The sequence below is a fragment of the Photobacterium makurazakiensis genome (assembly GCF_050336715.1).
Lineage (GTDB): Bacteria > Pseudomonadota > Gammaproteobacteria > Enterobacterales > Vibrionaceae > Photobacterium > Photobacterium makurazakiensis.
Map to the genome: position 1 here is coordinate 26,350 of NZ_JAKJSJ010000062.1, position 13,991 is coordinate 40,340.

The 13,991-nt window shown below is 44.8% G+C and carries 12 protein-coding genes; all 12 read left to right on the plus strand.

Annotation, left to right across the window (positions count from 1 at the left end):
• The first annotated feature begins 23 nt into the window (after positions 1-23).
• From L4D09_RS23240 to L4D09_RS23295, 12 genes are read left to right on the plus strand one after another with little or no spacing between them, the layout of a single operon-like run.
• Positions 24-1,073, plus strand: a complete 1,050-nt coding sequence (locus L4D09_RS23240) for a hypothetical protein (RefSeq protein WP_428459916.1) — start codon at positions 24-26, stop codon at positions 1,071-1,073.
• An 18-nt stretch (positions 1,074-1,091) separates the two neighbouring features.
• Complete coding sequence (locus L4D09_RS23245; protein ID WP_428459917.1) at positions 1,092-2,411, plus strand: type VI secretion system protein TssA; 1,320 nt, start codon at positions 1,092-1,094, stop codon at positions 2,409-2,411.
• A 52-nt stretch (positions 2,412-2,463) separates the two neighbouring features.
• The gene (locus L4D09_RS23250) at positions 2,464-2,988 is read left to right on the plus strand and encodes an Hcp family type VI secretion system effector (protein ID WP_428459918.1); all 525 of its coding nucleotides are present in this window, start codon (positions 2,464-2,466) and stop codon (positions 2,986-2,988) included.
• A gap of 23 nt (positions 2,989-3,011) precedes the next feature.
• Positions 3,012-3,518: a type VI secretion system contractile sheath small subunit gene (tssB, locus tag L4D09_RS23255; RefSeq protein ID WP_428459919.1), complete on the plus strand. Its 507-nt coding sequence runs from the start codon at positions 3,012-3,014 to the stop codon at positions 3,516-3,518.
• A complete protein-coding gene (gene tssC, locus L4D09_RS23260) occupies positions 3,515-4,993 on the plus strand; it encodes a type VI secretion system contractile sheath large subunit (protein ID WP_428459920.1) in 1,479 nt (492 codons plus the stop codon). Before tssB ends, tssC (L4D09_RS23260) begins: the two co-directional genes overlap by 4 nt.
• Positions 4,994-5,023: 30 nt before the next feature.
• Positions 5,024-6,451 carry a type VI secretion system contractile sheath large subunit gene (gene tssC, locus L4D09_RS23265; RefSeq protein ID WP_428459921.1) on the plus strand — a complete coding sequence of 476 codons (1,428 nt, stop codon included), beginning with the start codon at positions 5,024-5,026 and terminating at the stop codon, positions 6,449-6,451.
• Positions 6,448-6,891, plus strand: coding sequence for a type VI secretion system baseplate subunit TssE (gene tssE, locus L4D09_RS23270; RefSeq protein WP_428459922.1), 444 nt, complete (start codon positions 6,448-6,450; stop codon positions 6,889-6,891). Before tssC (L4D09_RS23265) ends, tssE begins: the two co-directional genes overlap by 4 nt.
• Positions 6,884-8,659, plus strand: coding sequence for a type VI secretion system baseplate subunit TssF (tssF, locus tag L4D09_RS23275; RefSeq protein ID WP_428459923.1), 1,776 nt, complete (start codon positions 6,884-6,886; stop codon positions 8,657-8,659). Before tssE ends, tssF begins: the two co-directional genes overlap by 8 nt.
• Complete coding sequence (locus L4D09_RS23280; RefSeq protein WP_428459924.1) at positions 8,650-9,627, plus strand: type VI secretion system baseplate subunit TssG; 978 nt, start codon at positions 8,650-8,652, stop codon at positions 9,625-9,627. The genes tssF and L4D09_RS23280 overlap by 10 nt, the downstream gene beginning before the upstream one ends.
• Complete coding sequence (gene tssH, locus L4D09_RS23285; RefSeq protein WP_428459925.1) at positions 9,624-12,236, plus strand: type VI secretion system ATPase TssH; 2,613 nt, start codon at positions 9,624-9,626, stop codon at positions 12,234-12,236. The genes L4D09_RS23280 and tssH overlap by 4 nt, the downstream gene beginning before the upstream one ends.
• Before the next feature lie 35 nt (positions 12,237-12,271).
• Positions 12,272-12,961: a substrate-binding periplasmic protein gene (locus L4D09_RS23290; RefSeq protein ID WP_428459926.1), complete on the plus strand. Its 690-nt coding sequence runs from the start codon at positions 12,272-12,274 to the stop codon at positions 12,959-12,961.
• Between the two features lie 20 nt (positions 12,962-12,981).
• Positions 12,982-13,968 carry an FHA domain-containing protein gene (locus L4D09_RS23295; RefSeq protein WP_428459927.1) on the plus strand — a complete coding sequence of 329 codons (987 nt, stop codon included), beginning with the start codon at positions 12,982-12,984 and terminating at the stop codon, positions 13,966-13,968.
• Positions 13,969-13,991 lie beyond the last annotated feature (23 nt).

A 13,991-nucleotide genomic window follows, 5' to 3' on the forward strand; every position in this document is an offset into this window, starting at 1 on the left:
CAAAAAGCTTAGTGGAGAGAGCTATGCCGACTTATACGCGTGGAGACATCATTTCGCAAACGACCTTTTGGAGTACCTACCATAAGCGAGAGCAGATTGAAGAGCTGGTCGAGCAGGCAAAGGTAGCGAATAAAGAGCTTCAGAAGTTCATGCAGGCGCTGACCAAAAACGTTAAAAACGAAAGTGGTAAGCCCATAAAGTACTCGCGGGGACCGATTAAAACACGTGAGCGTATTGCCGAAAAGTGCGGCATTACCAATTGGGATGATCCAAGTACCGATAGGACGTCAGGGGCAAAAACACCCCTTGAGGTAAAGGACATTGCACGGGCAACCATTGTATTTAGCACCATTGCTCAAATGATGGCGTTTCGTAATTACATCTACAAATCCCCAAATTATCAAAATATAAAGGACAAACAATCACCTGCAGTGAAAGATCTCTGGACTAAAGGCGTCGAAGATCAGTACAAGGATGTGAAATTTTTCCTTGAAGTACACATCGAATTTACGGGAAGGGTAACTAACCGCGCCCCTGAAAAGCGCACTATTCCTCACATTGTTGAGTTGCAGCTCAATGTCTCACAAATGGCGAGAGGCAAAAGTTACGGCCATGCCTTTTACAACCTTTCTCGTTTGGCAAAGCTTGATGGCAAAGACCGGTTTATTTGGGATAACCCTAGTTGTGTTATCACGGTACCCGGGGCCAAGAAAGGCAATGTAGGTAATAAATTACGTACTGCAATCGTGATGTGTCGCAGCATGGCCTTGGGTGATCAAGACGTCTTATTAGCGACAAATATCTTGTCAAAATTACTGACTAATAACCTTCGATTACTCGATAAACGAGTCACGGGCAAGAAGGTTGAGCATAACGTTTACGAAAACGGGACGACACCATTGGTGATCCGGTGTGGCCCTTATGACTACAAACAAGCAGGTAATCAGGATTCTGGTCCTGCACAGGCTTGGGCGATTTCTTATCTGTCGAGCTTTATCTGGGGCAACTTTACCGCTTTTCAGCGTAAACCCGGAGTGACTGGGACGTCTGCGAACTGGTTCGCAGAGCACTAGAAAAGGAACTCGGAAACCATGTTTGATGAATTGCTTCAGCCTATTTCAGAAGAGCAGCCCGGGGGCGAATATCTTAAGGATAATCGCGTGCTGTATCGCTCGTATCGTAATGCATTCAATGTTGCTCAGTCGTCGTTCCGGCAGTTAATTGAGACCCCTGAAGCACTGGAAAATGCCGAAACAGTGAATGCAAATAATGAAAACTGGACTCAGCTTGCATCTGAATGTCGAAGCTGCTTATCAGAGCATTCAAAAGACGTCGAAATTTTGTCTTGGTACACCGTCTCTCAACTCTTTACCAGCGATCCAATCAACAATTTAGCCAATGCGCTTTCTGCTTTTGATCAGGTCGTGAACCAATACTGGGATACGTTGCAACCCATATTGCCGGAAAAAAAACGCAAAGGGGCAACAGAGGCAGATCAAACTAAAGAGGTTACCGAGCATAGGGTGAAGCCACTACTACAACTGGTCGGAGATACTGCTGAAAGTGGCCTGCTTTATATGCCATTACAGATGATCCCATTGGTGGGAGATATTGATTTTGGTCGCTTTTTTGCCGCAGAGAAAACAGGCAATTTATCAGCGCTTAAACAGACCGCGTCAGAATGCTTCAGTACTGAGCAAGCAGATATTGAATCAAAAATTGTAGCCCTAGGAAAGGTGCTCGATTCAATGACTGTGCTTGAGCAAAGCCTTGCAAAAAAATGCGCAGCTGCTGGTGTAAGTAGTGTGAGCTTTCGATTTGTTAAAGAGTCTATTGAACGACTGATTAATGCGGTGCAATTTTTGGTTGGGGAACAGTTTTCTCAATGGCCTTTGGATGTTGGCAGTGTTCAGCCTGAAGTACAAGGCATGATAGCTGGCACCGTAGATCAGCCACCTGTTGCTCTAGCTATTTCAGACTCAAGGCAAGAAGGGGGCAGGACGTCTGAAAGGCAACAAGCCGCTCAACCTGCGGCTATCGGTACACACACTCTGGCTTCGCGTGATCAGGCTTTGGCAGAGTTGCAAAAAATTGCGGACTACTTTCAGCAAACAGAGCCTCATAGCCCGATTTATTTGCTGTTAAAACGGGCAATACGCTGGGGGGGCATGTCACTACCAGAGCTTCTTCAAGAGCTGGTGGGCGATCAAGACTCTGTGAACCAGAGGATCCAGCAACTAGCAGGGCTGGAAAGCGCCGAGCACCAAGCAACATTGGTGCCTGCTAGCGCTCCGTTAAACGAAGTTCAAGCGTCATCAGCCGTTTCGATGCCACTTGATGAACCAACTCAGAATTCAAGAACGACAAGCAATAGCCCTGATAGCGATGGTTTGTCTGAGATTGAATGGTAATCAAATCTTTTATTTTTTATGCATCACCATTGTAAATAAAGAGGGATAAGAAATGGCTTCTATTTTTATGCGAATCGATGGACTGAATGATATTAAAGGTGCAGCAACCGTGGGCGATATCGGAGGTAAAAAAGGTTTTTTTGCTCTCGATACCATGAGCTGGGGAGCTAACCGAGGTGTGAACGTTGATGTTGGTAATGCCAATAATGCCGATAAAGGCATGGTCTCTTTGGATGCGATTAATGTCACTCGTGTATCTGATGGTGCATCTCCTCATTTAACAACGTTCTTATTCGCCCCAGGGTCTGAAGGTAAAACGGTTGAAATTCTGTTGACCAAACCATCGCGTGATGGTGCTGGTGCCGACCCGTATTTGGTTATGACCTTAGAGAAGGCGCGTATAGCTGGTTACAACATAAATGGCTCTGATGGCAACCTGCCAGCAGAAGACTTTAGTTTGACGTACACCACGCTGACTAAGGTGTATTACCAAGAGGGGGATGGCGGCAAGATAGAGAAAGGGGACACCGTAAAGTTTGACTGTACTACAGGTAAGTTAGAGTCGAAAGCAAGCTAATTTAGATAGAAAGGAGATACAACGTGGCCTTAAATTCCCAGCATAAACGTGTAAGTAAAAATCGGGTAAGTATTACCTATGACGTTGAAACAAATGGTGCCGTTGAAACGAAGGAGCTACCGTTTGTTGTTGGTGTTATTGGCGATTTTTCAGCACACAAGGAAGATCGTAAAGAGCTTGAAGACCGAACATTCTATCAAATAGACAAAGATAATTTCGACACGGTACTTAATCGTGTCGGTCCAGAACTCAAACTGAAAGTTGATAATACCCTCGCAGACGATGACAGTCAGTTTGAGGCTGCTTTGTCCTTCACTTCCATGAAAGATTTCGAACCTGATTCACTGATAGAGCAAGTTGATCCACTGAGAAAGTTAGCTGAAACAAGGCAGCAACTTAAAACACTGCTTTCAAAGGCAGATCGCTCTCGTGACTTAGAGAAGCTACTGAAGGAGGTCCTGCAAAGCGCGGATCAGATCAATGCACTATCCAGTGAACTGGGTATAGAGACAAAAGGGGAAGAGTCATGAGTGCTGAGTTAGAAACACAAGCGGCGGCTGAAGCAGAAGCGGGCTCTGTTAGCTTATTGGATCGCGCCATTTCAGCTACCACCCAAACACCGGCTGATACAACCAAGGAGCTATTCTCAGTTCTTACCGAGCAAGCGCTGAGCGGCACGGTAACTTGGGATAAAAACGTCACCAAAACCATCGAGAATGCAATTGCAGAAATTGACAAACAAATGTCATGTCAACTCTCCGAGATCATGCAACAAGACGAGTTTCGTCAATTAGAAGGCTCTTGGCGCGGGCTCAACAAGTTAGTTCGTGAAAGCGACACTGGCCAATCACTTAAGATCAAATTGGTCGACTTTAGTAAAGACGAACTGCTGGATCAGTTCGAAGATGCTCCCGCCGTTGATCGCAGTCCACTATTCGATGCGTTATATCAGAAAGAGTTCGGTACCGCTGGTGGTGAGCCTTATGGTGCATTAATTGGTGACTACCACTTCTCCCATAAAGATGAAGATGTTGCCCTGTTGCGTTATATGGGGGAAACCGCCGCCGCAAGCCATGCCCCATTTATTTCTGCTGCTAACCCTCAAATGTTTGAACTTGATAGCTTCGAGACGTTTAACGAAGGTAAACCAGTAGCTGCAGGCTTTGACTCTCCGGCATATGCTTCTTGGAATGCGTTCCGTGAAAGTGATGATGCACGTTATGTGGTACTGACACTTCCGCAGACGCTTGCTCGCCTACCGTATGGTGATAAAGGGTTAGGCACGAACTCATTCGCTTATGAGGAATTAGCGACAGATAGTGATGGTAATCCAAAACCAAGCGATAACTCTCAGTTAGTTTGGTCGAACGCCGCCTACGAGCTTGGTTTGAAGATGACTCAGTCGCATACGGCATTTGGCTGGTGTACGGCAATTCGAGGCCTAGACAACGGAGGGAAGGTCGAAAACCTACCTAACCTGACGTTTAAATCCCTTGCTGGGGATTTGCAGCAACAGTGCCCGATTGAAGTTAACTTGACCGATGAAAGGGAAAAAGAGTTAAGCGATCTTGGCATGCTGCCATTGGTTCATTATAAAAATGCCAACTACGGTGTGTTTATCGGTAGCCAGACAGCCCAGAAACCGAAGACCTATACGGATCCCGATGCGACAAGTAATGCCGCTATTTCGGCACGCTTATCATACATCATGGCAAGTAGCCGTATTGCCCACTACCTGAAAGTAATGGGACGCGACATGTTGGGCTCAAACCTTGAAGCCAATGATATTCAAAAGCAGCTCCAGACTTGGATTGACCAATATACCAATTCAGGTGCAGTTGGGAATACTGAGCGCTCTAAGACGCCTCTGTGTGAATCTCAAATTCAGGTGGTTGAGCAACCCGGACGGCCAGGCTCGTATTCTGCGATAGCGCATTTACGCCCTTGGTTACAGATGGAAGAGCTGACGACGTCTGTTCGTATGGTCGCCAAAATACCGGGTTAGTAACCTGTGGTTAGTAGAGGTGGTATCTGGATGATAAGCGCAGATCTGCAAGAGCAATTAATCCGGTTAGACAGTAACGATAAGGCTTACTTAAAAAACGCTTTATTGCTGCTCGCCCAATTAGATCAAGAGATGCTTAAAAGTAAGCAAGCTCTGAGGGCGTCGGTTAACCATTTGATCGCCGAGATAGACCGACTAGTGTCTGAGCAGCTCTCTGCGCTTATTCATCATTCTGATTTTTCACAACTTGAATCAACATGGAGAGGAGTAGAGACATTGGTGTCTCTACCTGTTAATTATCAAAAAATAAAAGTGAAGATCTTAGATTTATCATGGGACCAGTTATCTCACGAGCTCAATACCGCAGTATCGCTAAAGCGTACTGCACTTTATAACTTGATTGGTAATCGAGAGTTAAATACTTCAGGAGGGCAACCTTACGGAATGGTTGTTGTTGACCATAAGATTTCAATGAACTTTGAGAGCGATTACGACGACCTATACACCTTGGAGTTATTAGCGCAAATGGGCGATATGTGTTTATGCCCATTTATTTCTTCTCCTGCCGATAACTTTTTCGGGGAGTCTGGTGCAGACTGGTTATCGGACACCGCACGGATTGATAAGATCATTCAAGGGCCAGAATTTATTTCATGGCAGCGCCTTCGTAGCTTATCTATCTCCCGCTTTATCGGGATAACACTTCCCAATGTGTGCCTTCGACAACCTTATACCAGTAGTTCAGCCAAAAGGGTTGTCTTCAACAATGGCAATCATACTGGCGAGGGGCTATGGGGAAATTCTGCTTTTCTGTTTGCTTCAATCGCGATGCGRGAATTCAATCGAATCAATTGGTTTGGGTTCATGAAATCTCGTTGGCAGGACAAACATTGCGGTGCCCTTGTTAACCTTCCGCCAACGGGGCCGGGGACAGAGGCAACGTTGCATCCATCACCAGATATTCGTTTTATTACTGAAATGGGGGGCTTTTATGCTGATTACGGTTTTATTCCTCTCTGTCATAGCTTAACAACCGATAAGTATTTCTTTAGGGGGAATGCCTCTATCTGGAATCACGGAAAAGATGATGCCGAAGCGGTAATGGGACAAATCCAAACAACGTTGATGATTTGTCGTATTGCGCATTACCTCAAGGTACAGATCAGAGGAATGATGGGTAACTTCCAGACTGCAAAGGAGTGTGAAAACTTTCTGAACAGCTGGTTAGATAGGTACGCCAGTAATCTGTCTGATGCCGATGAAAGTACATTGGCTAAATATCCGCTAAGCAAGGGGCGGGTTGAAGTCAAAGAAATTGAAGGCCAGCTTGGCCGTTTTACTTGCGACGTGCTTGTTCAGCCGCAATACCAGTTCGATAACGCTTGCGGTGAGGTGTTGATCTCAACGGATTTAGGTGCTGAGTCAAGTGGCTACGGAATTGTAGGAGGGGCGCGATGAGTTTTTGGCGAACTTTTATCGAACAGCGGGAAGCTAGCAATGGGCAGAAAACGAATAGTGATGACGAACTATTAGAATCGATCCGGTATCAGTTAACGGTATTGCTTAATTCAGAAGCACCGATGAGAACGCTACCCAAGCAGTTCAAAGAAGTGCAGTTATCCAATTTTAGCTTTGGTCTCGATGCTGCGTACAGTGTGAGTAGTCAGGTAAATAAAGAGCAGTTTTCACGTTCCCTTGAAAAATGGGTAAGGGCTTTTGAGCCGCGCCTGTCAGAGGTGAGTGTATTCGTTAATGAAAGTGATCCGCATAAAAATGTGATGAAGTTTTCGTTAATGGCAAGAGTCAATATACCCAACGGGGAGCATGTCTTTCTATTTGATTCCAGCATAAGCCTTTCCAGTCAAACGGCAAAGATGGAGGGGCAGGAAATTGTCTGATCAATTACTCAGCTACTATGAAAGAGAACTTGCCTACATTCGTCGGGCGCTGGATGGATTTGGAGGAAGTTTTCCCGATCATTCTGCATCGATGCGGCTTAACCAAAGTGGTCAGGAAGACCCCAACATTACTCGCCTAGTTGATGCAGTCGCTTTGTTAACCGCAAAAACAGAAAAGCGTATAGACGAGCAGTTCCCAGAAGTGCTCCAAGGCCTATTTAATGTGCTGTACCCTGGGTATCTACAAATTGTTCCTAGCTACGCACCTTTCGCTCTAGTTCTGGAAGGAGAGGCTGGTGGCGAGCTGGTATCGTTACCTAAAGGTTCGGAATTGGCAGTTACGGTTAATCAAGCAGAGTGCCTGTTTACATTGGTTGATGAGCTGATCGTTGTACCCTATGTTATCGAAGATATTCAGGCCAAGTCCGCCCCTTTTAATTTCCTTACGCCACCAACTATCAGGCGTGCAGATTCAGTAATCCAACTAACCCTTTCAAGTGATGATCCTTCAGTGATGTTTTCACAAATGACACTCGATCATTTTGATTTCTATGTTCGTGGATTTGAAAACAGTTCACGGAGCTTGATTGATTTGCTGTTGCTCAATACTGAAGCCTTGTCGGTACTCGATGAATTGGGTCATCAGGTGGTGGTGGATGTGAAGCGCTTTCGCTCGAGGGTTGCTGATCCTGAATTCAATTGGCTGCCGCAGTATGGCAACCACTTAAGTGGCTTTGATCAACTTAGAGATTACTTTGCTTTTCCCGATAAAGCGGCCTACCTAAGAATAGAAGAATTAGGCCGTGACCTCATGGGCTTTTCATCTAACAAAGTTACACTCAACTTCTTTGTACAGCAATTGCCAACTGAATATTTACGGCTGTTTAGCCAACAAGTTTTCGCCTTAAACACAGTACCGACGATAAACCTATACCAGCAACATGGTGAGCCAATACGCTATGACTTCACCAAGCTATCGATGCCGGTAATTGCAGATGTGAATACAGATAACGAGTTGGCCGTGGTGTCAGTCGAGACGGTAAGTGAGGTACTGCCGACAGGGGATCTTCCTTTAGCTTCCATTTATGAAGGGGGATTTTGGCTGGATGAGCAAACACCTAAATGGCAGACCCGTCAGTATTGGGATGAAAAGGGGCGACGCCAAATGGATATCTCGATAAGTGATACCCAATTAAAGGAGGAAAAAGAGGATGTTGTGTTGTCACTTCTACTCAATGTTTGTAATGGTCGGTTACCTTGCTTACTCCCAAGCGATAGCGAAGCAGAATCATTAGCAGCGATTGATCTTCCCGGCACGGTTCGTGTGCTAAAAACACCGACAGCACCGCAGTTCCCCTCATTGGACAATAACCTGAGTTGGCGGTTTATCGCCTTGCTGAATGCAAACTTATCAAGCTTGATTCAAGTCGAAGATCCCACAAAGGCACTACAGGATTCGGTTCGGTTATGCAGTAACAGCGTTTTATGTAACGTTGCAGACTCAATAAAAAAAGTCACATACAGCCATCTCGTTGCCCCTGTGACGATTGGCCAGAAAAGCATCTTTTCATCGGGGACGGAGGTCACATTACTGCTGGATAATGAGTTACTAGATTCTGAGTTTGCGGTTGTCAGTGCCGTACTCAACACCTATTTTCAGCAATTTTGTAGCTTTGATCGTTTCATTCAAGTGTCGGTTGAACGTTTTGGCAGTGATGAATCTGGTATCCATTTTGATAAATGCCATGGGAGCCAGATATGTCTGTAGTTTCTCGTTTATTCACTCACCCACAGACATTCGACTTTATTCAGGCCGTTCGTATTCTAAATACGATGGGAGGTCATGCTGGTATATCGTTAAGGCTAGAGTCGGACCCTATGCCAAAGGGGATGCCAACGGCTGTTACTGGTATTGAAAAAACAAACGACGGGATAAAACTACGTTTAGGGCTGGAGGCATTATCGGGATGTAAGGGCGTTATTCCTGATTACCTTTACGCTGAAATGCTCCAAAGCCTCCACCAAGATGATCAAGCATTACAGAAGTTTCTCGATGTATTCAATCAGCGTTACTACGAGCTTCGAGCCAGTGTAGAAAGTGCAGGTAATCTACTGCTGAGGGATGAAAAAGAGTCGGCGCTTGAACCAACAATGACACGCTTAAGCCAGAAGGCAGCACTTGCTAGTATGTTCGCACTACCAGGGCGGCAACATGGCCGACAAGATCCAAGTATTCTCCGCTATGGATTGGCACTCTCTAATAAAAGCCGAAGCCTATCCGGACTAAAGCGGCTGCTATGTGATTACTTTTCACTTGATATATCTCCTAATGTTTTACCTTCTGCCTTGTATCAGATCCGCCCCGCTCATCAGACCAAAATTGGCTGGTATGGTGGGCAAAACCACCAGTTAGGTCAGGGTGTCGTACTGGGTTCTAAGGGAGATCAAGCTTTCAAGTCGTTAGAAATTTGTATTACGCCAAGAACGAAAGATGAATACCTTAACTTGTCAAAAAATGCGCACTTGGCAAGCACGATGAAGCAATTGGCGCGTACATACTTACGAGAAAACACAGAACCGAAACTCTATTTATATGTAAAACGTGAATATATTGATTCGCCAGTCCTTTCATATGGGAACAGTAGTATGCGTCTTGGCGAAGCAAATTGCCTTGCTCCACAAAGAAGGAGCAGCCACTTTCGGAAAATACTACTACTGCCGGAGAATAAAATATGACACAGGTAAAGCTGGGTAATTTAGTTGGGAAGCTCACACCTCAGCTAAAGGAAACTCTGGAGGAATCTGCAGCAGCAGCCATGTCGCAAACAGTACCAGCCATTGAAGTTGAGCACTGGCTCGTGCAGCTTATCGCGGCGAAAGATGAGCATTTACTGTCATGTCTAAATAGGCAGGGTGTTGATATAAACGAGGTTGTTAATGAGTTAACCGTACGCATAGAACGGCTAGTAAAGGGGGCGAATGGGCAGCCAACAATAAGTCGCGGCCTTAGTGAGTTGATGGAAGAAGCGTGGTTACAGGCATCGGTTAACTATGGTCATACGCAGATCACCAGCTTGCATTTGCTCTTAGTGTTGCAGCAATCAGATCATTTTGGTGTGAAAAGACTGGTACTGGAAAGCCTCAAAAATATTTCTATTGAAGCATTGTCATCTCAGATCGCTCAATTAAGTTCTGGTGATAAAAGTGTAAGCACTCCTACGGCAGCTGGCGCGCCCTCAGGTCAGAGTGCTGATGGTGCATTGGATAAGTATACGGTTAACCTAAACCAGCAAGCTATTGATGGGAAAATTGAACCCATTTCAGGGCGGAACAGCGAAGTTCGTGATGCAATTGATATTCTGTGCAGGAAGCGACAGAACAACCCAATACTGGTCGGTGAGCCTGGGGTGGGTAAAACGGCGGTGGTTGAAGGGCTTGCATTAAGAATTGTAAGTGGTGAAGTTCCCCCAGTACTGCTGGGGGTTGAAATTCGGTCGCTTGATTTAGGTTTACTACAGGCTGGCGCGAGCATTAAAGGTGAGTTTGAAAATCGCTTGAAGGATGTGATCAGCGAAGTTAAAAACTCAGAGACACCAATTATCGTGTTTATTGATGAAGCTCATACCCTTATTGGGGCTGGAGGCGCGGCAGGGCAAAATGACGCAGCAAATTTATTAAAACCAGCTTTAGCGAGAGGGGAGTTTCGTTCTATTGCCGCCACAACGTGGGCGGAGTATAAAAAGTACTTTGAAAAAGATCCTGCGCTGACTCGTCGTTTTCAGGTCGTGAAGGTTGAAGAGCCTAGCACGACTGATGCACTGCAAATGCTACGAGGTGTTGCTGCCTCTTTACGTAAGCATCATGGTGTCTTTATTCGAGAAGATGCACTAGAAGCGGCAGTTTCCCTGTCGGTCAGGTACCTACCAGCACGACAATTACCAGATAAAGCAATCAGCCTATTGGATACCGCATGTGCTCGTATAGCCTTAACGCAAGGCGCAAAACCTGAACGTATTGAATATCTTGAGCAGCAAATACGCTATTTAAACAATGAGCTTGAAGCATACTCGGTTGAAGATGCCGTGCTTGTTGAACAAGCCGAAAATCGTCACAGCTTACGAGAAAGTATTGTTAACAAACAAGCAGACCTTAACTCGCTGACTGTAAAGTGGGAGCAAGAAAAGGTATTAGTCGCAGAAATAACGCAGCTGACAGATGTTATAGAGCAAGGCCACCTAAATTCCACTGATATAAAAGACAGCCAACGAGCACTGCAGGAAATGCTGTCTGAGCTAGATAGATTGCAGGGTGAAGAGCCGTTGGTTTTTGCCATGGTTGATAGACAGGTTATTGCGGAAATAATATCAGCCTGGACGGGCATTCCTGCTGGCAACATGGTGAAGGAAGAAGTGGCAGAGCTGCTGTCATTGGAAGAGGCACTGCACCATAGGGTTATAGGCCAAGATACAGCAATTGGTGAACTGGCCAAGAGTATACGTATCTCCCGTGCGGGCTTAACCGATAGCCGTAAGCCTGTTGGCGTGTTCTTGATGTGTGGCCCAAGCGGGGTTGGGAAAACAGAAACCGCAATGGCGCTTGCCGATGAAGTGTTTGGCGGTGATAACAACCTGACAGTTATCAATATGACTGAGTTTAAAGAAGAGCATAAAGTATCGATGTTACTGGGCTCTCCTGCTGGGTATGTTGGTTATGGTGAAGGTGGGGTGTTAACCGAGGCAATAAGGCGTAACCCATATTCAGTTCTGTTACTCGATGAAATGGAAAAAGCGCATCCTGGCGTACATGATCTTTTCTATCAGGTGTTTGATAAAGGCTATATCAAAGACAGCGAAGGGCGGATGATTGATTTTAAACATACCATTATCATCATGACTTCCAATGCTGCCGATCAGGCCATTTGCGATATTTGCATGCAAAGTGATGAGCGACCTGAAACAGAAAGCCTTGTTGAACAGATCCGCCCCGCACTCCAGCAATTTTTTAAACCAGCCTTCTTAGGGCGAACAACCATCGTCCCTTATTACCCACTAAACCATGATGAACTTGGCAAGATAACCGCGATAAACCTTGAGCGAATTTCTCGAAAAATCAAAGAAAAATACCAAGCGAGCTTTACTTGGGATCAAGCTTTTATTGATTTTGTGGTATCTCGAAATTCAGATCCGACAACAGGTGGCCGTGCAGTTGAACAGATCATCAATCGTTTATTGATGCCACGTTTAGCCATTGAATGTATACAGCGCCTGAGTGACGGCTTACCGATTGAGCAAGTTGTGATAAGTGCGGAACGAACATCCGGCGAGTTGGTGTTAGAGATTAAGTAGAGAATTATAATCGCGAATAGGGAGTGCTAAAGCGTATGTTGAAAGGAGTCGTAGCTGTTCTGATTTGCCTGTTAGGCTTTACCGCGAATGCGGTAGAGCGAGTTGTACTGGCAACTCAGAATTGGTCGCCTTATCAAACTGTCGATGAGAATGGCACGATTGGGGGAGTTGCTGTTCATCGGGTGAAGTGTACTTTTCGAAAGATGGGGCAGCCGTATGAAATCAGAATGATGCGCTGGGATAAAGCGCAGTTGCTGGTAGAAACAGGCCAAGCTCACGGTTTCTTTTCAGGTTCAGCGAATGCAAAACGTGCGTCGTATGCTCAATCTTCTAGCCCTATCGTTTCTGAAAACCTTGCATGGTTTGTTAGTCCGGGAGTGAGAGGAGACCTGAATGATGAAACGGCAAAATATAGCCTAAGGTATGGTGTTAAATACAATACCAACAAGTGGTTATCACTAAAAAGAGAGGGATACAATGTCATAAAAAAACCGAGGGATGCAGATTCTCTATTGCAAATGCTGTGGCAAGGAGAGCTAGATGTTGCTTATGAATATGAGCTGGTATTTGAAGAGGCAATGGTTAAAGCGGGAATTCCACTCGATTACTTCAAGAAAATAAGAACGAACAAGCAAGACTTAATGGTGCATTTTTCAAAAGCTTTTTTGGCAGGCAAGCCTGCTTTTTTAAATCGCTTCAACCTTGCCATGGAACAGTGCAGGTGAAATAAAGAAGGAATAATCGCATGACCATTAGCTTTCAATTAATAGCAACGCCTGAAGATGAGCAAGTAAATAGTCGACAAGTTTCGTTACCGTCTAGCGGTGGTACTTTGGGGCGGTCGTATGAGTGTACGATCCAGCTTGAAGACTTTAATAAAACATTATCAAGAGTTCATGCTGAAATACGACCACACCCATTAGGAGGATTTCAGGCTATTGACCGTAGCACAAACGGATTATTAATTAATGGTGTATTGTTAGGTAAAGGTGTTAATCAAAAAATAAGTGATGGCGATAGATTAGAGCTAGGAGAATATACCTTACTTGTTAGCGATATCGATGCTTTATTTAACAGTAACAATAGTAATAACAATAACAATGGACACGAATCGCATCAGGTAGAAGAGAAACTATCTCCTTTTAATATTAATAATCTTGATGAGGGTTTTCAGGATATAGTATTAGGTACTCACGCCAACGTAGTGAAACATAAAGCAGGTCATGCATCTCAGACTGTTCCTGATCCTTTTTCCTCTGAAAATATACTCGGTGATGATCTGTATGGTTTCGATCCGTTTGACGAAGACGACAATTGGGAAGAACAAAAAACTGCTCAGCCTGACGAGGTTGTCATGGTGGAAGAAGACTCAGAACGGACATTGGCCAACGCTCAGGCCTTAACTCTATCTGACAGTTGCTATTCAGACGAATTACAAAACAGTATCAAACGCTTGAATGCCATTATTACACAGCAAGAAAGAAACTTATCATCATCGATAGACCGAGATAAATTGGTAGTCTCGATAGAGGCGACGTTAGAGCGGTTTTTAGATAGCTTTAACCCTTCTCAGCTTGAAGAGGAGTTCGATGATTATATTACTGGCTGGGGAAACAAAGAAAAAAAATACTGGGCGCTATATAAAAAGCAATTTCATCGAAAGCATGAACGTCGAGAATTTTACCGTCTGTTTTCATCAATTTTATTTGAAGAATTGAGCGAGAAAAGATGATGAAAAATAAAGCTATTATATAT